At 57.1% G+C, this 21,520-nt stretch carries 19 protein-coding genes; 7 read left to right on the top strand and 12 right to left on the bottom strand.

Annotated elements, in window-relative coordinates:
- Nucleotides 1-30 precede the first annotated feature (30 nt).
- Both dusA and KBP52_RS28130 read left to right on the top strand, forming a co-directional pair.
- The gene (dusA, locus tag KBP52_RS28135) at nt 31-1,041 is read left to right on the top strand and encodes a tRNA dihydrouridine(20/20a) synthase DusA (RefSeq protein WP_212621415.1); all 1,011 of its coding nucleotides are present in this window, start codon (nt 31-33) and stop codon (nt 1,039-1,041) included.
- Nucleotides 1,042-1,116: 75 nt separating this feature from the next.
- Nucleotides 1,117-1,488, top strand: coding sequence for a DUF2388 domain-containing protein (locus KBP52_RS28130; RefSeq protein WP_212621414.1), 372 nt, complete (start codon nt 1,117-1,119; stop codon nt 1,486-1,488).
- Here the strand turns inward: KBP52_RS28130 and KBP52_RS28125 are convergent, their stop codons facing one another.
- On the bottom strand, nt 1,489-2,322 hold the full coding sequence (locus KBP52_RS28125; protein WP_110720582.1) for an undecaprenyl-diphosphate phosphatase: 834 nt from the start codon (nt 2,320-2,322) through the stop codon (nt 1,489-1,491).
- 505 nt (nt 2,323-2,827) lie between these two features.
- Between KBP52_RS28125 and KBP52_RS28120 the strand changes: the two genes are divergently transcribed.
- The 3 genes from KBP52_RS28120 to KBP52_RS28110 all read left to right on the top strand — a co-directional run bounded on the left by KBP52_RS28120 (nt 2,828) and on the right by KBP52_RS28110 (nt 6,265).
- Nucleotides 2,828-3,568: a winged helix-turn-helix domain-containing protein gene (locus KBP52_RS28120; RefSeq protein ID WP_116030854.1), complete on the top strand. Its 741-nt coding sequence runs from the start codon at nt 2,828-2,830 to the stop codon at nt 3,566-3,568.
- Nucleotides 3,569-3,847: 279 nt separating this feature from the next.
- Entirely contained in the window at nt 3,848-4,480 is a 633-nt protein-coding gene (locus tag KBP52_RS28115; RefSeq protein WP_212621413.1) for a helix-turn-helix domain-containing protein, read from the top strand.
- A gap of 390 nt (nt 4,481-4,870) precedes the next feature.
- Nucleotides 4,871-6,265: an undecaprenyl-phosphate glucose phosphotransferase gene (locus KBP52_RS28110; RefSeq protein WP_007950006.1), complete on the top strand. Its 1,395-nt coding sequence runs from the start codon at nt 4,871-4,873 to the stop codon at nt 6,263-6,265.
- A 1,430-nt stretch (nt 6,266-7,695) separates the two neighbouring features.
- Here the strand turns inward: KBP52_RS28110 and KBP52_RS28105 are convergent.
- The 6 genes from KBP52_RS28105 to galE form a co-directional block, all read right to left on the bottom strand.
- Complete coding sequence (locus KBP52_RS28105; RefSeq protein ID WP_212621412.1) at nt 7,696-9,774, bottom strand: YjbH domain-containing protein; 2,079 nt, start codon at nt 9,772-9,774, stop codon at nt 7,696-7,698.
- On the bottom strand, nt 9,771-10,529 hold the full coding sequence (locus KBP52_RS28100) for a capsule biosynthesis GfcC family protein (RefSeq protein WP_212623171.1): 759 nt from the start codon (nt 10,527-10,529) through the stop codon (nt 9,771-9,773). Before KBP52_RS28100 ends, KBP52_RS28105 begins: the two co-directional genes overlap by 4 nt.
- Entirely contained in the window at nt 10,529-11,194 is a 666-nt protein-coding gene (locus tag KBP52_RS28095) for a YjbF family lipoprotein (protein ID WP_123595040.1), read from the bottom strand. Before KBP52_RS28095 ends, KBP52_RS28100 begins: the two co-directional genes overlap by 1 nt.
- An 11-nt stretch (nt 11,195-11,205) precedes the next feature.
- Nucleotides 11,206-12,267, bottom strand: coding sequence for a polysaccharide biosynthesis/export family protein (locus KBP52_RS28090; protein ID WP_249122221.1), 1,062 nt, complete (start codon nt 12,265-12,267; stop codon nt 11,206-11,208).
- A 144-nt stretch (nt 12,268-12,411) separates the two neighbouring features.
- The gene (locus KBP52_RS28085) at nt 12,412-12,648 is read right to left on the bottom strand and encodes a hypothetical protein (protein ID WP_007910552.1); all 237 of its coding nucleotides are present in this window, start codon (nt 12,646-12,648) and stop codon (nt 12,412-12,414) included.
- A 230-nt stretch (nt 12,649-12,878) separates the two neighbouring features.
- A complete protein-coding gene (gene galE / locus KBP52_RS28080) occupies nt 12,879-13,895 on the bottom strand; it encodes a UDP-glucose 4-epimerase GalE (protein ID WP_212621410.1) in 1,017 nt (338 codons plus the stop codon).
- 390 nt (nt 13,896-14,285) lie between these two features.
- Here galE and galU point away from each other — a divergent pair, with 390 nt between their 5' ends.
- Together galU and KBP52_RS28070 are read left to right on the top strand one after the other, a co-directional pair.
- Entirely contained in the window at nt 14,286-15,119 is an 834-nt protein-coding gene (gene galU, locus KBP52_RS28075) for a UTP--glucose-1-phosphate uridylyltransferase GalU (RefSeq protein WP_093433753.1), read from the top strand.
- Between the two features lie 29 nt (nt 15,120-15,148).
- On the top strand, nt 15,149-15,553 hold the full coding sequence (locus KBP52_RS28070) for a mannose-1-phosphate guanylyltransferase (protein ID WP_038362290.1): 405 nt from the start codon (nt 15,149-15,151) through the stop codon (nt 15,551-15,553).
- A gap of 142 nt (nt 15,554-15,695) precedes the next feature.
- On the opposite strand, the gene KBP52_RS28065 is transcribed toward KBP52_RS28070, so the two are convergent.
- The 5 genes from KBP52_RS28065 to KBP52_RS28045 form a co-directional block, all read right to left on the bottom strand.
- Nucleotides 15,696-16,826: a GDSL-type esterase/lipase family protein gene (locus KBP52_RS28065; protein ID WP_212621409.1), complete on the bottom strand. Its 1,131-nt coding sequence runs from the start codon at nt 16,824-16,826 to the stop codon at nt 15,696-15,698.
- A gap of 186 nt (nt 16,827-17,012) precedes the next feature.
- Complete coding sequence (locus tag KBP52_RS28060) at nt 17,013-18,059, bottom strand: acyltransferase (protein ID WP_212621408.1); 1,047 nt, start codon at nt 18,057-18,059, stop codon at nt 17,013-17,015.
- A gap of 12 nt (nt 18,060-18,071) precedes the next feature.
- Nucleotides 18,072-19,175, bottom strand: a complete 1,104-nt coding sequence (locus KBP52_RS28055; protein WP_016986717.1) for a hypothetical protein — start codon at nt 19,173-19,175, stop codon at nt 18,072-18,074.
- Nucleotides 19,166-20,398 carry a phosphoribosylaminoimidazole carboxylase gene (locus tag KBP52_RS28050; RefSeq protein WP_212621407.1) on the bottom strand — a complete coding sequence of 411 codons (1,233 nt, stop codon included), beginning with the start codon at nt 20,396-20,398 and terminating at the stop codon, nt 19,166-19,168. Before KBP52_RS28050 ends, KBP52_RS28055 begins: the two co-directional genes overlap by 10 nt.
- Nucleotides 20,395-21,507 carry a polysaccharide pyruvyl transferase family protein gene (locus KBP52_RS28045; RefSeq protein ID WP_108225791.1) on the bottom strand — a complete coding sequence of 371 codons (1,113 nt, stop codon included), beginning with the start codon at nt 21,505-21,507 and terminating at the stop codon, nt 20,395-20,397. Before KBP52_RS28045 ends, KBP52_RS28050 begins: the two co-directional genes overlap by 4 nt.
- Nucleotides 21,508-21,520: the final 13 nt, after the last annotated feature.

The following is a 21,520-nucleotide window of genomic DNA, read 5'->3' as shown; positions in this document are numbered from 1 at the left end:
CTGAAACCGGCTTAGAACACGTAGAGCAAAATGGTACAGAAATCAGCTACATACCCAACAAACACCGGCTCCACGCTGTCTAGAAGGTTCTCCGTTGCGCCCATGATGGATTGGACCGACCGCCATTGCCGCTTCTTCCTACGCCTCCTGTCGAAGAACGCTCTGCTCTACACCGAAATGGTCACCACCGGCGCGCTACTCAACGGGGATCACGAACGTTTCCTCCGTCACAACGAAGCCGAGCACCCTCTCGCCTTGCAGTTGGGCGGTAGCGTTCCGTTGGATCTGGCAGCCTGCGCCCGCATGGCTCAGGAACACGGCTACGACGAGGTAAACCTCAACGTCGGCTGCCCAAGCGATCGTGTGCAAAACAACATGATCGGCGCGTGTCTGATGGGTCATCCACAGTTAGTGGCGGATTGTGTGAAGGCAATGCAAGACGCAGTGACAATCCCGGTGACGGTGAAACATCGCATCGGCATCAACGGTCGGGACAGTTACGCGGAGCTGTGTGATTTCGTCGGCACCGTCCGCGATGCCGGCTGCACCAGTTTTACCGTGCATGCGCGGATTGCGATTCTGGAGGGGTTGTCGCCGAAGGAGAATCGCGACATTCCGCCGTTGCGCTATGACGTGGCGGCGCAGCTGAAGGCGGATTTTCCGGCGTTGGAGATTGTGCTGAATGGCGGGATCAAGACGATGGAGGCTTGCCATGAGCATTTGCAGACGTTCGACGGTGTGATGTTGGGGCGTGAGGCTTATCACAATCCGTATTTGCTGGCGGAGGTGGATCAGCAGTTGTTCGGCAGTTCGGCGCCGGTGATCAGTCGGGCTGAGGCGTTGGCGCAGTTGCGTCCTTATATAGCTGAGCATTTGCTGGCTGGTGGGGCGATGCATCACATCACGCGCCATGTGCTGGGCCTGGGCACGGGGTTCCCGGGGGCGCGGAAATTCCGTCAGTTGTTGTCGGTGGATATTCACAAGGCCAAGGATCCGCTGGCGTTGCTGGATCAGGCGGCCGAGTTACTTGAAGGTCGTTGATTGATGGTTTGAGTGTGCGGGCGACGCATGAGCGTTGCCCGGCGTTTTGATGTACTGACAGGATGTCTTTCATTTATGCCCGCGTTTACTTTTTCTGCTTTCAAGCGCTTCACCCTCCTCGCCTTGTTCAGCTTCAATTCCGACGTTTATGCGCACTGCGATGGCTTTTGTATGGGCCGTACCGATACGCCGTGGGAGGTGACGCAGATTTCCGGGCTAACCTTGGTGTCTTTATTTCTCGCACCTATTTCGTCTAGCCAGGAAACGACTGACAGTCACAAGCGTGTTTACTCCGCCGAGGAGCAGGAAGACGCGCGACTCTATCTGGCCAGCGACGGCATGCTGCAGGCCGCGTATTTCACCTCGGCCTTGCAGCGCTACCGCCAGGAGTCGTCGGATTCGGCGTTAAACGATCTCGCCGTTGCGGCGTTGATCAGCGCTCAGTGATCAGGCTGCCGCTGCTGCGGTCCAGTTGACCCAGCCAAACAGCCACGTTGCCAGAATCAACAAGCCAAACGCGATCCGATACCAGGCGAACGCGGCGTAGCTGTGGTTGGCAATAAACTTGAGCAGGCCGCGTACGGCGATCATCGCGAAGATGAACGCGGTGACGAAGCCGAGGGCGAAGACTGGCAGGTCGTTGGGCTGGAACAGGTCGCGGTATTTGTAGCCGGAGTAGACGGCGGCGCCGACCATGGTCGGCATGGCGAGGAAGAACGAGAACTCGGTGGCGGCTTTGCGCGACAGGCCGAACAGCAGACCGCCGATGATGGTCGAGCCGGAGCGCGAGGTGCCGGGAATCATTGCCAGGCATTGTACGAATCCGACTTTCAGTGCGTGAGACCAGCGCATGTCGTCGACGTGCTCGACGCTGATCACATGGCTGCGCTGTTCGGCCCACAACATAATGATGCCGCCGACGACCAGTGCCACGGCGACGGTGATCGGGTTAAACAGGTATTCGTGAATCGCGTCGGCGAACAACACGCCCAAGACCACGGCGGGCAGAAAGGCGATCAGCAAGTTGAGGGTGAAGCGTTGTGCATTGCGTTGAGTTGGCAGACCTTTGACGATTTCAAAGATCTTCGGTCGAAACTCCCAGACGACGGCAAGAATGGCACCCAGTTGAATAATGATGTTGAACGCCATGGCGCGCTCACCGCCGAATTCCAGCAAGTCGGCGACGATGATCTGGTGGCCGGTACTCGAGATCGGCAAGAACTCGGTCAGGCCTTCTACCGCACCTAATATCAACACCTGGAAAAGGGTCCAGAAATCCATTAATCCTCCGTCAGAGCGCTCTTGGCGAGCGACCGGGTAATAACACTCAGGGGTTGAGTATCTGCAGTGAGACCATTGACATACACAAACGCAAAAATTCATCAGCCATAAAGATTACGTCTTATTAAAAGACACACTCAAGCCATGTTAGTAATCGTCGGCTGACGAACTACGCAGAAAATATTTAGGCCTTTTTGCAGAAAAAAGTTGCTCTGGTAATAAAGCGTGATCAATATCACATTATTCAGGGATGGCCAGACAGTGGCAATTAGACATGGACATGGCTATCGCAATAAGCTCAAAATAGTGGCACCATTGCATATCGCCATCATCTAAGCAGTAGTTCACCCCTCCGAGAAAATCAACTAAAAGCTTGAAAAGCTTAATTATTGTTAGAAAACTCGGGAGCCACGTCTAAAAATCGCGTGAATGTTACCAATTGTCAGTCACAGATGAGAACCGGTGCTTTAACATCCCGATGTCAGCACTTAATTCGAGTCAATGCATGATGCTCTCAGGGAACTTAGCGACTAGAAGTCCGCGCCCGACAAACGACGAACCCGGTGTTCTTACTCTGGGTCGTACCCGTGGCGTGGCTGAACATTTCAAAGCGCTAGTCGCCCAGCATTTACGCACTGATGTGGCGCTCGAAGCCGATGCGTACACTAGTTCATATCAGTTGAATGAACAGTCTGGTTCGTATCGAGCGATCTTCCTGGTTATCGACAGCCCACAGGCCCTCGAAGACAATCTTGCGCTGGTCGAGAACCTGCGCAGCGACAACTTGAAGCCGATCATTTGCGCGGTCATCACCGGTCGCGGCGCCTTCAACAAGATCAAATATTATCTGGCTGGCGCGGATGTTTGTATCAAGCTTAATACCCTTTCAGACGATGGCGCCGAGTTACTGGGCGAGTTCTTCAACAGTGAAGAATGGCAACGCGATATCGATCTGACGCTTGATCCGACCCGTATCTGCCTGATGGGCACCAGCAAGAAACTCGATATCTCGTTTGCCGAAATGAAGATCCTCGAAGCCTTCGCGCAAACCAGCAATCACATTCTGAGCCATGATGAAATTGCCAGCATCATGGGCCTCAATACCAATTTCTACGACCCTCGCGCACTGGAGAAATCAATCAGTCGCTTGCGTGGAAAAATCAAGGACATGTATGGTACAAACGCGATTCAGAGCATTCGCGGCTATGGCTATCGCCTGCTGCGGGGTCTGATATCGACTGCCTGACTCTCGGGCAGCCATCCCTTTTGCATACGTACGAAGGATCGTCTGATGCAACCATATCGTTCCAATTCTGCTTCACGCCTGTTTGAAATCAAGCAATTGAATGAGCGCGACAACACGACCCATAACAATAAAACTCCATAACATAGCAGCAGATCGAGTGGAATTTATCGAGGGCCATTCTTGGGCCCAGACCCTGCCTATCGATTACTTCCGAGGAAGTCATTGCTCGCCTGCCGATTTATCTTTTAGCCAATTTTGGTGTGTATTTAGGAGAGAGACATGGAAACTAGTACAACCCTCCCAAGGAAATATTTTGTTGTCGTGACTCACAGTACAACGTCGCAACGTGAATTGGAGAGCATGCTGTCCAGTGAACGTTTCAATTCGTTTGAAGGGGTTGATTCGCCCTCTTCCGCTCCAATGGTGATGGAGTTCACATATCCAAACATCAGTCGAAAAAATGTTGCGCGCAGTATTGAACACGATACTCAGCGGATATTGGCCACACTTGAGTCCGAATGGCGCGCAGCGCAATCGGCCAATCCCTTCCAGAATGTCCCGGCGATAAGCACGGAAACCCGCAATATGCCGCCCGCCATTGAAGGTGATACGCCTGTCAATGAAACCTGGCATCTCCACCCTGATCAGGGTGCACTGGTCAAAGAAGGTGTTGAAATCAACCTGACGGGCCTGGAAACAGCATTGGTCAGAAAAATGCTCAGCCATGAAGAGCGTGTTGTCAGTCGTGACGAGCTGATCCTCAGCATCGGTCGAGAACCGGAACAATATCGCGGTCTGGAAATGTGCCTGAGTCGCCTGCAAGACAAATTCAAAAGCGCCAGTAATGGAGAGCGACTGTTTCGTGCCGTCAGAAACCGCGGTTATTGCCTGATTCAGGAAGTCGTCGCGTAACCCGCAAGACCTCTACGAACAGAACAAACAGAAAAAGTGCGATTACAAAAACAACAAGAGCACTCTGTTTGGCTTCATCTTCCTCCCTGAATTAAACATTCCCTGCCTCCACCCCTCCAACAGTAACAAATACAACATCATTTATTCACCCCCTCCTCTGCGACCTTTTCTAACACTGCTCTATTTAATTATTAAAAAGTTGGCACTGTGCCATCTTGTTAGAACTCGTCAGACACCATTCCAGCCAATAACTTAGTCTATTGACTGACGACAGTTCGGCATATCGATGTTGTTACCTCAGGACACTCGTTAGAACAAAAACAATAAGTCTGCATAACAACTCGGATTTCAACTGTTGAAACCTGAATGGACGTCTTTTGGGGATACCGTATGGATCTTTCTTTAAGTATCAATCGAAGCACAGGCCTCAAGGGACTGACCTTTTGGGGCCAATGGGCGCTGGCACAAGGCTTTGTGGTGACGCTGTTGTTCATACTCGCCGAGCAGCACACCGGGACGGTCGCGTTCTACTACCGGATGTGTGCAACGCTGGCAGTACTGGCGTCGGTGCCGGCTTATACGTTTAGCGGTGTGTATCGCAAGCGTGACAATTACCTGACCGGTCTCGGTCGGCTGTTCATGGGTTGGTCGATGACCATGGCGGCGCTGGCGTGCATCGCCTTTGTCTGCCAGGCCGATGAACTGTTTTCGCGGCAGGTGATTCTGAGCTGGGCGGTGTATGGCTTCCTCGGTCAGGCGTTTCTCTACGCGCCGCTGCATGCGTTTTCCAAGTACTACCAGCGCTCGCGTAAAAGCGAGCACAAGACGCTGATCGTCGGCACCGGCGAACTGGCGTTGGGTCTGGCGAAGAAGCTCAGCCAACTGGAAAATCTGCCGTTGGTAGGTTTGGTCAGCAATGGTGATGTGTCTGCACTGGGTTCCGATGCACCGCGCGTGGTTGGCGATCAGGAACAGTTGCTGGAGCTGATCGAAGCGCATGACATTCGTCGTTTGTACATCACCCTGCCGTTGTGTGAAGCAGCGAAAATCGAGGCGATTTATGGTGACTTGCTAGGGGCCAACGTTGATGTGGTGTGGGTGCCGGACTTGAACAGTCTGACGCTGCTCAATCACTCGGTGAAGGTTGTGGACGGCCTGCCGGCGATCTACTTGAACGAGAGCCCGCTGACCAGCCGCCCTACCGCTGCTTTGAGCAAGAGTCTGGTCGAGAAAACTGTGGCATTTCTGGCGATCATCGCGCTGAGTCCGATCCTGCTGATCATTGCGCTGGCGGTGAAGATCAACTCGCCTGGCCCGGTGTTCTTCAAGCAGGATCGCCATGGCTGGAATGGCAAGGTGATCAAGGTCTGGAAGTTCCGCTCGATGCGTGTTCACGATGACCGTGACGTGAAGCAAGCCAGCCGTAATGACTCGCGCATTACCGCAGTCGGGCGCTTTATTCGCCGCACTTCGCTCGATGAACTGCCGCAACTGTTCAACGTGTTGCAGGGGCATATGGCCCTGGTCGGCCCACGCCCGCACGCCGTCGCGCACAACAATTACTACTCGGGGAAAATCCTCGCGTACATGGCGCGCCACCGGATTAAACCGGGGATCACCGGCCTGGCCCAGATCAGCGGCTGCCGCGGTGAGACGGACACCATCGACAAGATGCAGAAACGTGTCGAGATTGACCTGCAGTACATCAACAGCTGGTCGTTGTGGCTGGATCTGAAGATCCTGGTGAAGACGCCGTTTACGTTGTTGTCGAAGGATATTTACTGAGGTTCGAAGCTGGATACCGCAAGGGGACGAAAGTCCCCTTTTTTGTGCGTGGGATTTGGGAACGGCGCTGGATTGCGGGTGAATGCAAAAACTGTGGGAGCGAGCCTGCTCGCGAAAGCGGTAGGTCAGGCAATATTGATGTTGGATGTGCTGACGCTTTCGCGAGCAAGCTCGCTCCCACAGGATTAGGGAATGGCTCGGGATCTGTGGTGTGACAAATAACCAATGTGGGAGTGAGCCTGCTCGCGATGGCGGTGGGTCAGGCAACAGGATGTCGACTGTACGGGCGCTATCGCGAGCAGGCTCACTCCTACAGGGGATTTGTGTTTGGTTTGGGATCTGTGCTGTGGCGAATATCCAATGTGGGAGCGAGCCTGCTCGCGAAAGCGGTGGGTCAGGCAATGATGATGCTGACTGTGCTGACGCCTTCGCGAGCAGGCTCGCTCCCACAGGGATTTGTGGTTGGCTCGGGATTTGTGGCGTGACAAATAGCCAATGTGGCAGTGAGCCTGCTCGCGAAAGCGGTGGGTCAGGTAACGGGGATGCTGACTGTGCCGACGCCTTCGCGAGCAGGCGCGCTCCCACAGGGGATTTGTGGTTGGCTCGGGATTTGTGGTGTGACAGATAACCATTGTAGGAGTGAGCCTGCTCGCGATGGCGGTGGGTCAGGCAACGGGGATGTCGACTGTACGGACGCTATCGCGAGCAGGCTCACTCCTACAGGGGGTTTGTGGTTGGCTTGGGATTTGTGGTGTGACAAATAGCCAATGTGGGAGCGAGCCTGCTCGCGAAGACGGTGGGTCAGGCAACATTGATGTTGGATGTGCTGACGCTTTCGCGAGCAAGCTCGCTCCCACAGGGGATTTGTGGTTGGCTCGGGATTTGTGGTGTGACAAATAGCCAATGTGGGAGCGAGCCTGCTCGCGAAGGCGGTGGGTCAGGCAACATTGATGTTGGATGTGCTGACGCTTTCGCGAGCAGGCTCGCTCCCACAGGAATTTGTGGTTGGCTCGGGATCTGTGGTGTGACAGATAGCCAATGTGGGAGTGAGCCTGCTCGCGATGGCGGTGGGTCAGGCAACGGGGATGTCGACTGTACGGACGCTATCGCGAGCAGGCTCACTCCTACAGGGGATTTGTGGTTGGTTCGGGATTTGTGGCGTGACAGATAACCAATGTAGGAGCGAGCCTGCTCGCGAAGGGGGTGGGTCAGGCAATGATGATTCTGACTGTGCTGACGCTCTCGCGAGCAGGCTCGCTCCCACAGGGATTTGGGATGGCATCGGGATTTTTTGGCGTGACAAATAGCCAATGTGGGAGCGAGCTTGCTCGCGAAAGCGGTGGGTCAGGCAACGGGGATGTCGACTGGTCGGACGCTATCGCGAGCAGGCTCACTCCCACAGGTTTGCGGGGTGTTCGGGAGATCTGCGCTTACTCCGTGATCTTCTCGAAATTACGATAAAACATATCCCCTTCCCGGCTATCGGTCATCGAGTGCAGTTGGTAGCTGCGGCTGAGTCGCGCGCCACCGTCACGGGTCAGCGGGGCCCAGACCAGGTTGGCGCGGCGCATGGTCGACATGCTCATCATTTCGTCGAACGGGATCGACAGGTAGATGCCTTTGTCGAAACTACCTTCGCCATACTCCGCGCTCCCCGCCGTGGTGATCGTCGCCCACGCGCCAAAGCGCACGCCATTGAAAAACTCGCGCGAGATGTCCAGCGTGCCGCCCCAGTCTCCGGCCAGATAACGCCCGACGCTCACCGCCGCCAACGTATCGAACGGCAGATCGGTATACGCCGTGACATGCCCGGTCACCACCGAGTAATCACGCAAGGCAAAACCCTGATCGAAATCACGCTGACGCACCCAGTTCAGGTCCGCGCCCACCGACCAGCGCTCACCGGTCGGGCGGAACAACACTTCACCGCCGACACCGGCAAACATCGACTCCAGATATCCGCCATACACCATGCCGTACCAGTCTTTATCCAACTGCTCGGCATGGCTGACCTGGAACAACGGCATGGTGGTGTTAGACGTGGTCAGGTACTGACGCAAATCCGTGCGCACACGCGGCAAACCGCTCGGCGCGTCGTAGCTGAATTTGTCGAAGTTGTTGGCCAGGTTGGCGCTGAGCAAACCGCTCCACCAGGTGTTGCGGTTGAAGCGATATTCGGCGTCGGCATCAGCACTCAATTGATAGAGCAAGCCGTCCGGACCGCCGACGTTCTGCTTGAAGCCCAGCCCCACGCCATAGCTGAAATGCTGCGGTGCTTCGGTGTAGAGGGTTTTCTCGTTGTGCGGCATCGCCGGGTTGATCTCGGTGGTGCGGTGCAGCGATTCAAGTGGCTCTTCGTTGTTGATCACTTCGCGGAAGGTCTGACGCGGCACGCTGGTTTCTTCCAGCGGCAAGTCGTAGCGCTTGTTGACCACGGTGAACCAGTCGATGTCGTCGTTGACGCTGTTGTCGAGAATCCGGCTCGCCCTGCCCACAGCCTTGGACGAATGGAAGTAGCGCTGCTGCTCGCCATACACGATCAGCTCGGAATCACGCTGGGTGATGCGCTCGACCTTGTAGCCGGCATTCTGCTGCAAACGCTGCGAGACGTTGGCCCAGTTGACCTGATCCATCGCCGTGGTCGGCGCCTTCGCCGGCAGCGGTTCCGGGGTCGGGTCGTAAGTCTTCGCCGGTGCCTTGCGGCTGACAAAATTGGTGTGGAAGGTCACGCCAAACATCGCCGTATTACCGCGCTCCCACGCCGCGCTGACATCGACCGAATCGGTCACCTTGAACACCGCGCCGAGGTTGATCGGCGAGTCCTGTTTGATCTCGTTGTCCTTCGGCTCGTGCTTGTAGTCGTTGCCTTCGAATTCGAGTTTCAGGCTGAGACGATCCCACGGCGTCTGATAGCTCACGCCACCGAAGAACGACGGCCGGCCACGAAAGTACGAACCCGAGTTAACGTCACCGGTGCCTTCCAGGGCCGGCCGGGTATCGAAGCGATCGCTGACGTAGCCCAACGGGTTGTCGATATCGCCGCGATTACCCAGGTAACCCCAGGCAATACCGGCGCTGAAATCGAAGTTGTCGTAGCGTTTGTTGGCGACGAAAAATTCACTGGAGAACAAACCCGTACCGCCGACGTCTCGGAAGCCCAGCGCCACGTCGGGCAACCAGTGACTTTCCTGCCACAGCCGGACTTTGACGTCGACCGCCTTGTCCTTATAGCTTTGGCTGCCGCTGAGGGCCTCCGAGCCGTACGGCCGGTTGGTGATCGCGGTGTAGCGAAACGAGCCTTCGAGCCAGTCCAGCGGCTGCAACGACACACTGTAGCGACTGTACGGATCGGTGCGGTTGGCGTTGACGCTCAACTCGCCGGCCGGGGCCATGCGCGCGGTCGGCGTCTGCAACAGACCGGTGCCACCGAAGTCATTCTGGGTAATGCGCGGCTCGGCATGCGCCAGCCCGCAGGGCAATAACAACACAGCTGCAAAACGTAACTTCAACGAACCACCTCGGCCAGCTGCGTGGCAATAAATTCGGCCAACTGCTGATTCAGTTCAGGTAGAGGCGGATCAAGATCATCATTTTTCACCGGCACCAGAATCTTGCTGCCGGCCACGGGAAAGTGCCCGCTCTCGCGATTCCAGTGGGCGATGCCGACACGTTGCGACGCGCCGTTGGGCTGGATCAGCCACAGGTAATCGGCTTCGGCATCGGCCAGAATCGAACAGCCTTGCAGGTATTCACGGGCTTCCTGCAACGGCTGATACGGCAAGTGGCACGGCTCGGCGACGGCACCGAGCACTTGCACTTCATCGACGCGCTTCGGATAAACCAAACGATCGCCGTCATCGAGACGAATGTTGCGCGCGAAGCCGACTTCCAATGCGACCGGATCGAGATCGGCGATCTGCCGTCCGGTCACCGGCATCCGCCGCACTTCTTCGGCAATGCGTTGCGCCAGTGCCGCCCGACTCGGCCGGTCAAACAGCATCGACATGCGTTGCAGCACATCCAGATCAAACAGCACACCGACCTTGAGCCGTGTCTGCTCCTCGATCAGCGACTGCCGCAGCAAGCCGCCCGCCAGCCAATAACCTTCGGCATTCGGCACCGCTTCGCTGATCACATCGAGTAAACGCCCGCCGGGTGGCAACTTGACCGGCCCGGGATTGGCGACATCACCCGACACCGTGACCGCCGCCTGACTCACACTCGCGACCAGCAACAAGCTCGCCGACAACATTTTCAGGCGCATCACGGCAGGTGCCTGCGATCTGGGGTCAGCTGCACAACCTTGACGCGCAATTGCGAGGTCAATTGCTGCTCGCTCTGCAAAATGAAACCGTCACGCGGGTCGACCCAGTAACGATTGGTCGCGCTCAGGCCGATGGCCGGGGCGTCAATGTGTTCATCGACACGCAGCACGGTGTATTCCTTGTCGAGAATCTTCAGGGTCTGTTCGGAGCGGCGCGAGAAGCGGCTGTTGACGATCACCCCGACTTCCTGCCCCTTGTAGAGGTCGATCCAGCGCCGCGTGGTGAAACCGTCGGCGACGTGATGCAGGCCTTGTTTGAACGGCGAGTCATCGGCCAGCCGCGTGCCATCGAGATCGCCTTCCAGGCCCAGGCCAATGGTGCGCACGGCGAGGCCATTGCGCAGCAGCAGAACCTGTTTGCCCGAGGCGACCCAGAACTGCAGGTCTTCGCGCTCGCGCACCAGCGCTAGCACCCCGGAGCCGGACGGCGTGGTCAGTTTCATTTGCGGATAATTGACCCCGGCCACTTCGGCCGCCGACACGTCGACTTCATCCGGGCCGACGACTGCCGCTTTAAGGTTGTTCAACGAAGCGCTCATCAACGGGTTACAGCCGCACAGCAACGAGGCCGCCATCAGGCATAGGCCAACTTTCAAAATGTTCAAAGTCGGCGACCTTATTTGCTGTTGTTACTGTATTCGCTCCAGTTCTTCGCAGCGGAAGCGCCAGTGCCGACAATCGATGCCGACGGCACCAATTGGCTGATCAAGCGGTTCCAGCGAGTCACGTTGGCAGGCCCGACATACACCACGTCCTGCGGGCGCACTTCGAAGTGCGAGGCGAGCGCCATGGCGGTCGGCGATTCGGCTTCCAGCTGGTAGATCTTCGCCGGTTCGACATCGAGGTTTTCCACGCCACGAATGACATAGACCGCGTTGCCATTGGAGGTGGTCTGGGCCAGGCCGCCAACCGAACCGAGCACGTCGGTGAGGTTCATTGTCGCGGTCTTGAAACTCAGTGCACGCGGTTGGTTGACCTCACCCATCACGTAGATGCGCTTGTTGTCGTTGTACGGCAGATACAGCTGATCGCCACCCTTGAGGTAGACGTTCTGCAACTCGGAATCCTGCTGATTGAGCGAGTCGAGATTGAGCGGATAAGTGCGGCCCTTACGCGTCAGCAACAGTCCGGACAAATCGGCGTTGTTGGTGTCGATGCCGGCCGAACCGAGGGCTTCGACCACACTCAGCGGATTGGTGGAAATCGCTTGCGAGCCGGCCTTGGCCACCGCGCCGGTGACCACGACTTTCTGGCTGGCGAAACGCAACACCGCGACATCTACTTGCGGCTCGGCGATAAACGCCGACAGCCGTTGTTCAATGTCCGAGCGCAGTTGCTGGATGGTCCGGCCAGTGGCCTGGACTTCCTTGATGAACGGGTAATAGAGCGTGCCATCGGAGCGCACCAGACGGCCGTTGGCATCGATCTGTTGTTGCGCGCCGGACGGGGCCGTCAGCTCAGGGTGATCCCACACGGTGATGTACAGAACATCGTTGTTGCCGATGCGGTATTCGGCCGGGGTCGCCAGCAGCTCCGGCGGCAGCGACTCACGCTTTTGCGTGGCGCGGTTCATGGCGATCAGCTTGGGCGTGATCGGAATCAGCTCGACCCGGCTGCTTTCGCTGGCACCCTGGCGGGTGATGTCACTGGTGCTGAGGTATTGACCGGGGGAAAACATGCAACCTTGCAAAGCGAGACTTGCCAACATTAAAAGATAAACACTACGAGTCATAATGGCACTACGCTATTCAAGGGCGAATCCAAAAACAAAGTCACCCGACTTGCGTCGGGCGACCCTGTACTGCACTAACAGAACTTCCTGTTAGTTATGCGTGCCGGTTGTACCGGTGGTACCCGTCGTACCGGTGGTACCGCCGTTGGCACTGCCACCGCTGTTAGACGCCGCTACAGCACTGGCAACCATTGCAGTACTGGCTGCGGGCGCTTGAGAAGCCGCCACGTTGCCACCTACATTGGTTACCGCTGTCAGCGGTGCTTCAGCGGCGGCAGCCCAGTTGCTCAACATCGTCAACAGGGCAACTGCCATCACTTTTTTCATATCAACTCCTTTCTAACATTCGACCTGTTAAAAAACCGGCCTGAGTTAGCGGTGGTGAGTTCAAGTCCGCAAAAAGCGCGGACAAGATCCGTTGTTCTTTCACAGTCTTACCCAACTGATAAAAGTCGAACGGCAGGTTTATATCTACGGACTTGCAAAAGGCATTGCCAGTGTAATTTCCCGACGTTATCTAACAAGCTGACTGAAAATAACATTGGGTTAAATGGCCATCATCGCAAGTAGCCTTGGGGATGGTTCGATTGCCAGCGCCAAGTGTCGGTGACCATATCCTGCAAGTTGCGCGTGGCTTTCCAACCAAGTTCCTTCGCAGCCTTGGAAGCATCGGCCCAGCTCTCGGCGATATCCCCGGAGCGACGTGGCATCATCCGGTATGGCACCGGTTGCCCGCAGGCCTGTTCGAAGGCGTGCAGTACTTGCAGCACGCTGTAGCCATCGCCAGTGCCGAGGTTCCAGGTATGAATGCCGGTGCGTTCGGAAATCGACTGCAGCGCCTTCAAATGGCCGTCGGCCAGATCGACGACGTGGATGTAATCGCGCACCCCGGTACCGTCGATGGTCGGGTAATCGTTGCCGAAGATCGATAACTCCTGAAGGCTGCCGACCGCGACCTGGCTGATGTAAGGCACCAGATTATTCGGGATGCCGTTGGGGTCTTCGCCCATATGGCCACTATGGTGGGCGCCGATCGGGTTGAAGTAGCGCAGCAAGGCGATGCTCCAGCGCGGCTGGGCCAGGCTCAGGTCGCGCAGGACGTTTTCGACGATCAGCTTGGACTGGCCGTAGGGATTGGTCGGATTGCCGGTGGGGAAATCCTCACGGATCGGCATCTGCTCAGGCTCGCCATACACCGTGGCCGACGAACTGAACACCAGCCGGAACACCCCCGCCGCCGCCATTGCCTGGCACAGATTGATGCTGCCGCTGACGTTGGTCTCGTAGTACTCGAGCGGCTTGCGCACACTCTCGCCGACCGCTTTCAGGCCGGCAAAATGCAGCACCGCTTCGATGTTGTGCTCGCGGAAAATCCGGTCGAGCAGTGCGCGGTCACAGACATCGCCGCGGATCATCCAGGCACTCTTGCCACAAATGCCCTCAACGGCGTGCAACGCGGCTTCACTGCTGTTGCAAAGATTATCCAGTACAACAACTTCATAACCTGCTTCAAGCAATGCAAGTGTGGTATGCGAGCCGATATAGCCGGCACCACCCGTTACCAGAATCTTCATAGTGCTATCCGTCTTTGGATGAGTGACAAGTAGCGTGTCAAGCCTGATTTATTGAAGATGTGTCACAATCCACACAAACAGGCGACAACAACCGAAAACAAAACTAGTTCAATGACTGGCAATAAATATTTTTGCAGGTCACACTGTATTGCTTGGTACTTATTAGCACTCCCTGTGCACTCATCACTATCAACAGATACCGACTAAAAATAACCAATAACGCACTTACCGACATCTCATAACATTGTCGTGTTTTACCGTCACTCGCATTTGCCATTAATAACCTGACTCAGGTATTAAAGTAAGCCTTCAATCCAACATTGAACTTGCACGCCCTTTATTAGTGCGCGCATCTGTCGCCTGTGTTCCATGACTGTCCAGGATACTTCTATGATTCGTAAATGTTTGTTCCCCGCTGCCGGCTACGGCACGCGTTTCTTGCCGGCCACCAAAGCCATGCCGAAAGAGATGCTGCCAATCGTCAACAAGCCGTTGATCGAGTACGCCGTTGAAGAAGCGCGGGACGCCGGTCTGCAGCACATGGCCATCGTCACCGGTCGCGGCAAGCGTGCGCTGGAAGACCATTTCGACATCAGCTACGAACTCGAACACCAGATCCGTGGCACAGAGAAAGAGAAATTCCTCGCAGGCACCCGCGAGCTGATCGACACCTGCACCTTCTCCTACACCCGTCAGGTGGAAATGAAAGGTCTGGGCCACGCGATTCTCAGCGGTCGCCCACTGATCGGCGACGAGCCGTTTGCCGTGGTGCTGGCCGACGACCTGTGCCTGAACCTCGAGGGTGACGGCGTACTTACCCAGATGATTGAGCTGTACAAGAAATTCCGCTGCTCGATCGTCGCCATTCAGGAAGTCCCGGCCGACCAGACCCACAAGTACGGGGTGATTGCCGGCGAGCTGATGTCCGACGGCATTTACCGGGTCAACAACATGGTGGAAAAACCGGCCCCACAGGACGCGCCGTCGAACCTGGCGATCATCGGCCGCTACATCCTCACCCCGGACATCTTCGACCTGATCGCCGACACCCAACCGGGCAAGGGCGGCGAGATCCAGATCACCGACGCGCTGATGAAACAGGCGCAGAACGGTTGCGTGCTGGCCTACCAATTCAAAGGTCTGCGCTTTGACTGCGGTGACGCCGAGGGTTACTTGCAGGCAACCAATTTCTGCTACGAAAACGTTTACCTCAAAGGCCGCTGAGACGGCTCCCTTCACCCAACGAGGCCACCATGAACATTGCACAACATTCCGTAGAGATTGAACGCGAGGTGGGTAACCTCGGGGTGATGAGCTGGTTGTCCCGCCATCAGCCGTTGCCCAGCGCCAACGAAACCTGGCTGGGCACGATTCTGCTGGTGGAGCGGATCGGCGTGTTTCCGGCGTCCGGTGATATCCGCCGGCCGTTGCGCGATCCGTATCCGCTGCTCGCGCATTTGAAAAAGCTCTATGGCGAGCAGGCGTTGGAGATGGATGACCAGGATGGCTTGAAAGTGATTTTCAGCGACTGGCGTTTTCGCGTGCGTATCTGCTGCAACGACCCGGCGATCATCATTAACGTTGAGACACGGTGTGATACGCGCTTGATGCCGCAGAAGATTGCGGAATTGCTCGAGCAAGTAGACGCCTTCGAGTAACGCCCCTCAACTGATCGTTCCCACGCTCCGCGTGGGAATGCATCCAGTGACGCTCTGCGTCACCCAGCGAAGGGACGCGGAGCGTCCCGGGCGGCATTCCCACGCGGAGCGTGGGAACGATCACCGCTCTGGGGTTTGCGTGTTATTTAGGGGCGGCGTCGCAACGATCCTTGGCGCCCATGATCCAGCCATAAAAGTAATCAGCAATCACCTTCCCGCCCGTGGCCGGCAGCGGATGAATCTTGTCCGGGCCGATCATCGCGGCCGCGTAGCGTTTGACGTCCGGCCCGAACGCACATTGCAGATTGGCGTACCCCAGATGCTGCTCACGCGCCCACGGTTCAAGTACCTGCGCGTATGCCGACATCGGATACGCACTGGAGCGTGTGGTGTCCTGGCGCATGATCAAGTTAATGCTCGCCTGAGGTTGAATCTCACGCAGCATGCCCACCAACCCCTGAACGTTCTGCAGATACTGCGCGGGCTTCACGCCGAAGCCCTGATCGTTGCCACCGAGCATGATCAGGTAAACATCCGCGGGGATCTTCGACACCGCAGCTTTCCACTGCACCTGCCATTGCGGATCCTGGTGATAGAAATCCGCAGACGCCGCGCCGGATGCCGCCAGTTTCGAGACCCGCACGCCGTTCTGATCGTTGCTCATCCACAGGCCGAACAACGTCGGCGCGCCCTTCACGACCTCGAGTTTGAAGGACCAGTCTTTCGCTGCCGAAAGACCTGTCAGCGCGACTTCCTGAACCCCTGATCCTTCAAGCTTGAGGGGGTGCCAGTCTTGCGCGGGAGACCAGCGATAGCGGATCTCGCTGGATTCGCCGTTGCCCAGATAAAGCAGTTTCGCCTGAGTGACAGCGGTATCGATGCGCGGCGTCGGACTCGCATCCACTTGCAACCATGCGCCGGGCCGGCCTGTCACCGTGCGACTGTCCGGGCTCGCCTGGCCCAAGTCTGAAACCTTCCAGTCGCCGCCGAAGTACTTGTCACTGCTGCGGGTGTATTTGAAATGCGTGCCGCCCAGCGCCGCGCCGTGGTTGAAGCCGACGTAACCCGGCCCGGCAAACCCCACCTCCCCGGCCACGCGCTGCACCAGTTTGTTCAGGTAGAAATCCTGCCCGGCGCTGTAGCTGTCGCCGATCACCGAGACCGACAAAACCTTGCCGGCCTTGCCTTCACGCCACTGCGCAAAACGCTCACGGGCATCGCCCACCTGAACCACCGACGCTGCGACGGGTTGAGCGTCATCTACTGCCAACATGCAAAATTTCCTTCAGTCTGAAATGGCCCACTGAATACCGGGATGTACACAGATCAATTGTAGGAGTGAGCCTGCTCGCGATAGCGTTGGGTCAGGTAATGAAATGCTGACTGACAGACCGCTATCGCGAGCAGGCTCACTCCTACAGGAATTGTGTACGACAAAGATCCGCTGCTCGCGAAGCTCTTAGCTGCTGTGGGTTTGCGGCACCGGAGTGATGGGCACCAACGGTTTCTTCTTCGCCGCCCGCTCACCTAGGAACAACACCGAAGTGAAATTGAACCGACTGAAAACTATCGACAACACCACCGGCCCGAGCAAGCCACAACTCAGCCCGCCGAGCACCAGCAAGCTCTCATCCTTCACCCCCAACCGCCCCAGGACAAACCGCGACGTCGCCGCGAACAGCACATGAAACAGGAAAATCGCATACGAATAACCACCGAGCCACGTCAGCGCCTTCGAGCGCATATCACTCGACAGCAAGGCGATGCAAGACACGCAACCCACGGTCAAACCAATCAGACTGCGACGATCAACAATCAGCTCGCGATCAATCGCCGCGACATACAACAACGTCAGCGAGATCAACACAAACACCAGCGGCCCGATCACTTTGAACGTCTGCTTCAACCGGTCGACATTCTCCTGGCCAATCATCCCCGCGACAAAAAACGGCAGCAGATAAATCGCGCCGTTGATCCCGAACGCATCGAACTTGAATGGCGGCAACAGAAACAACACAGCCGCAAACACAAACACCCCATACAACCGCGTCGCCGAGCGCAGCATCCCGCGCCACTCCAACAGCCCGACGAACATGAAAATGATGAACACCGCCTGCAGGAACCAGAAGTGGTTGATCGGCACCCAGAACGACAACAACGCATCGATCACACCAACGTCCTTGTTCACCCCCGGCCCCACCGCTTGCAACACCGAGAACGGCACGCCGACGCAAAACAGCGGCACGATCAAACGGCGCACCTTGCCGCTGAAGAACGCGGAAAAGTCGTTGCCACGGATTTTGTAGATCGAATAGATGTATCCGGAGATGAAGGTGAACAACGGCATACGAACGTACACCATCGAATCGGCGATCACCCGGAACGGCGAGCCGATATCGATCTTCAACCCGCCGCCCAATGGGCCGATGACGTGATAGAGCACCAGCAACAGGCACGCCAGGCCACGCAGGGTTTCAATCTCCAGGGACTTTTTCTTGCTCGACATAAAGCACCTGCCTCAATTCAGAATTCTTGATTCAACCTGCACCGGTTTGTTCGCCCGCAGCATCAAGCCCAGGCCAACGAACAACACCGGCACCACCATCGAGAAGTGCCGGGCGAAGGAGCCGAAGTCCGGCTCGAACAGCCCTTGCACCAGTAGAAACGCCAGCGGAATGGCGATCAGTTCCTTGGGTTTGGTCTGGATCGGCGCGCCTTTGTAATCAGTCGAGGTGATGACTTTGAACAGCAGCAACGCGGTCATGATCATCAACGCCACGAAGATCACCTGACCCGGGCCGGACAGCAGAATCAGCTCTACCGGGAACGACAACCGGAAGAAGATGATCATCGAGTCCAGCGCCTGCGAAACGAAGTCGCTGCCACTGAGCCACGACACGATCAAGGATTTCGAGCCCTCCTCGCCCGCCGTGCGCAGTTCGTTGTTACTGGCGCGAATCGATGACACCGGAAAGCCCAGTGCGAGCTGGATCGACATCGCCACCGCGAGATAAAACAAGAACAGCATCAGGAAGAACGTCGTGCGCGACACGTACTTTTTCATCACACAGACGCCCACCCACGACAGCGAAAACAGAATCCAGTAGGGCCGAATCAGCACGCCGTAGATCACTGCCGACAGGAAAAACCCACCGCGATATTTACGCGTCAGCGAGCTGAGCAGAATGCTCAACACCGCCACCGACACAATGATTTCCTTGGTCAGGTTCTCCAGGAAGAACGAGCGCACAATCCCCCACAGACACAGGGTGCCGAAGATCGCCAACGGCATGCGCCGAAACACCACCACCGGAATCGCCGTGAGGAAAAAATTACAGAACATGCCGTAGGCCCAGGCATTGGTCAGGTTGATCCCGGTGGGCCGTAGCAGGAACGCCGAACACTCGTAGGACGAGCGATCGGGCGAGAACGGGTTCCAGAAATTGCAGTTGTCGGCACGCGCGTAGGACGACCACAAGGTCATCGCATCCGGCCCCGGATCACGCGGGATCAACAGCGGCATCGCCACCGAGAGAAACAGCCCGGTGAACAGGATCAGGAACGAGACATACGAATCGAGTCGCTTGCCACGAAACTCGATGCACGGCAGCTTCAGGCCCATGACACGGCAGCCTTCTTCGCACCGGTCACGCGGGTCAGTACGGCGATTACACCGAGCTGCACGATGATCGCGAAGACATTGCCCCACGCCGCGCCGTAGATCGAATAATGCTTGATCAGCACCCAGCTCACCGGCACTGAAACCAACAGGCAGATCGCCGCACTGGCGAGCGATACGCGACTGTTTCTCGAGGCAATCAACCCGCCCCAGACGATGTCGCCAATCGCGCGCAAGGCGAAGGAGAAAATCAGTACGCCGAGGATCGCGTTGTCCGGACGCGGAACGCTGGTGGCGACGTAATCGAGCACCACGTTGAAAAACACATAGATCGCCACCGCCACCGCAGCCGACACGACCAGCGAGCGCATCACCCACTTGTTGATGAACAGTTGCTTGACCGTGAATGCCTGCTGATCAGCCTGAAAACGCTTGGCCAGTACCGGAATCCCGACCACCGCCACCACCGCATACGACAACGCCTGCAAGGTATTCGCCGCCGACCACGCGTAGACGTATTTACCGAGGCTGGCGTAGGGCTCCAGATCGATGATCAGAAAGCGCTCGGCGTACTGACTCAGCGCGATCAAACCGGTGCCGAGGTAAAACGGCAACCCGGCCTTCCACACGGTGGCCGTGGCCAACGTGCCGGCGACCCGGCCCTTGTGCACGTTCACCACGATCAGGTAACCGGCGATGATCACCAGCACGTTGGCGGCGACCCACAGCCACAACACACTGGCGATGCCTGACACCCAATCGAGCATCATCCCGCCCACCGCCAACACCGCCCACAGGCCGGTCTTGACGAAGAACAGCAACGCGCCCGCCGTGGCTTTCTGCGCGGAAAACACGAACGAGTTGATCTCGAACGACAGGTGTTCGGTGAGCAACACCAGCGTCACGCAAAGGATCAGCGCGGCCGGCGCTTCAACTGTCTGGAACAGTGAATAAATCAGCACCGTCGCTACCGACAGCACCAGTCCGACCGCCAGATACAGCAGCAAAACCCTGTCGACAACCCGGCGCGAACTGCCGCCAACGCTGATCAAGCGATTGATCTCGGAACTGAAACCAACGCTGTAGAACTTCGACGCAATCAGCGAGGCCGCAACCACCACGCCGTAAAAACCCAGCGCCTCATACCCGAGGTAATGGGTGATCGCCAACACCAGCAAAAACTTCGCGCCCAAGGCTCCGCCGCGAAGCAGTAGCCGAAATATCATCGAACGACACCCTTGATGATCTCGTCCATGGCCACGGTTTTTGCTTCGATTTCACGGCAGGTGTCGGTCAGGCGTTTGCCGAAATTTGACAGCGCATTCGGCGCATAAACCGTGTCGATGATGGTGTCGACATTGATGTCGCCGCCATTGATCACCCAGTCGTCGACGCCCATGTCCTGATAGGCGCCGAAGCCTTTGCGCTCGTAGCTGATGTGGTACGCCGGCACGCCGGAAAGCAGCGATTCGATGGCGCCGTGCAGACGCACGGAAATCACCAGGTCCGGCTGATATTTGGCAATCGTTGCTTTCAACGACAGCAAGTCTTCGGTGATGCCCAACTCGCGATAGAACGCGCCGTCATCGTTGCCGCGCACCGCGCTCTGTACAGCGCAGACCACTTTGCTTTTGTTCTTCAAACGCTGCAGCAGCAACTTCAGATTGGCCACGTAAGCGACTTTCTTTTCCTTGCTCCACTCCGGCGGCTTGCGCAGTACCACGCACACGGTGGCTGGCGAAGACGCGCAGCGAGTGAATTTCGCTTGCTGAAGAATTTTGCTCGCCAACGACTGCACCGCCAGATCCGGCGCGCGGTAGACGTTGGCGCAGGCATCGAAAATCGCCGAGGAGCGGTTGTCACGCACGAACACCGCGTCGGCGCTGGCGTAGTGCTCGACGATCTTGCTGCTCTCGCCATGGAACGGGCCGATGCTTTGCGGCAGGTACACCGACGGCACTTTGCTGAGGATCGCGGTTTCCAGTTGCTTGGCGTGGCCGAGTTTCAACTTGATGTGTTCGAAGGCACTTTTCGAGCGCATGTAGCCGCCGCCGACACCGACGATCAGGTCGGTTTTCTTCAACAGATCCGCCAGCCCGGCGTAGGACTGATTGAGAAACACCGCTTGCTTGACCCGGCCCAAGCCCTTGGCCGCCATCACCGGCGCGTCGAAGCGCGGGTGCGGCAAGTAGCTGAAAGAGTCCGGATCGGAAGCGACCACGCTGATCGCGGTGTCTTCACCAAAGTTGCGCTGCACCAGCGCGATGGCCAGATCGACGAGCAAGCCGTCACCGGAGTTGGACGCACTGTAGCCATGCAAAATCGTTACGTTCATATGCTTGAGTTCT

This window comes from Pseudomonas sp. SCA2728.1_7 (assembly GCF_018138145.1).
GTDB classification, from domain to species: domain Bacteria; phylum Pseudomonadota; class Gammaproteobacteria; order Pseudomonadales; family Pseudomonadaceae; genus Aquipseudomonas; species Aquipseudomonas koreensis_A.
This window is presented reverse-complemented; position numbering and strand designations above follow the sequence as displayed.

What these genes read in the sequence shown, in the direction of transcription:
- KBP52_RS28085 (WP_007910552.1), bottom strand. Translation starts at nt 12,648, where the DNA reads ATGAAAAAAGTGATGGCAGTTGCCCTGTTGACGATGTTGAGCAACTGG.
- KBP52_RS28070 (WP_038362290.1), top strand. Translation starts at nt 15,149, where the DNA reads ATGAACATTGCACAACATTCCGTAGAGATTGAACGCGAGGTGGGTAAC.
- KBP52_RS28100 (WP_212623171.1), bottom strand. Translation starts at nt 10,529, where the DNA reads ATGCGCCTGAAAATGTTGTCGGCGAGCTTGTTGCTGGTCGCGAGTGTG.
- KBP52_RS28120 (WP_116030854.1), top strand. Translation starts at nt 2,828, where the DNA reads ATGATGCTCTCAGGGAACTTAGCGACTAGAAGTCCGCGCCCGACAAAC.
- KBP52_RS28130 (WP_212621414.1), top strand. Translation starts at nt 1,117, where the DNA reads ATGCCCGCGTTTACTTTTTCTGCTTTCAAGCGCTTCACCCTCCTCGCC.
- KBP52_RS28045 (WP_108225791.1), bottom strand. Translation starts at nt 21,507, where the DNA reads ATGAACGTAACGATTTTGCATGGCTACAGTGCGTCCAACTCCGGTGAC.
- galU (WP_093433753.1), top strand. Translation starts at nt 14,286, where the DNA reads ATGATTCGTAAATGTTTGTTCCCCGCTGCCGGCTACGGCACGCGTTTC.
- dusA (WP_212621415.1), top strand. Translation starts at nt 31, where the DNA reads ATGGTACAGAAATCAGCTACATACCCAACAAACACCGGCTCCACGCTG.
- KBP52_RS28125 (WP_110720582.1), bottom strand. Translation starts at nt 2,322, where the DNA reads ATGGATTTCTGGACCCTTTTCCAGGTGTTGATATTAGGTGCGGTAGAA.
- KBP52_RS28115 (WP_212621413.1), top strand. Translation starts at nt 3,848, where the DNA reads ATGGAAACTAGTACAACCCTCCCAAGGAAATATTTTGTTGTCGTGACT.
- galE (WP_212621410.1), bottom strand. Translation starts at nt 13,895, where the DNA reads ATGAAGATTCTGGTAACGGGTGGTGCCGGCTATATCGGCTCGCATACC.
- KBP52_RS28060 (WP_212621408.1), bottom strand. Translation starts at nt 18,059, where the DNA reads ATGTCGAGCAAGAAAAAGTCCCTGGAGATTGAAACCCTGCGTGGCCTG.
- KBP52_RS28110 (WP_007950006.1), top strand. Translation starts at nt 4,871, where the DNA reads ATGGATCTTTCTTTAAGTATCAATCGAAGCACAGGCCTCAAGGGACTG.
- KBP52_RS28055 (WP_016986717.1), bottom strand. Translation starts at nt 19,175, where the DNA reads ATGGGCCTGAAGCTGCCGTGCATCGAGTTTCGTGGCAAGCGACTCGAT.
- KBP52_RS28050 (WP_212621407.1), bottom strand. Translation starts at nt 20,398, where the DNA reads ATGATATTTCGGCTACTGCTTCGCGGCGGAGCCTTGGGCGCGAAGTTT.
- KBP52_RS28065 (WP_212621409.1), bottom strand. Translation starts at nt 16,826, where the DNA reads ATGTTGGCAGTAGATGACGCTCAACCCGTCGCAGCGTCGGTGGTTCAG.
- KBP52_RS28090 (WP_249122221.1), bottom strand. Translation starts at nt 12,267, where the DNA reads ATGTTTTCCCCCGGTCAATACCTCAGCACCAGTGACATCACCCGCCAG.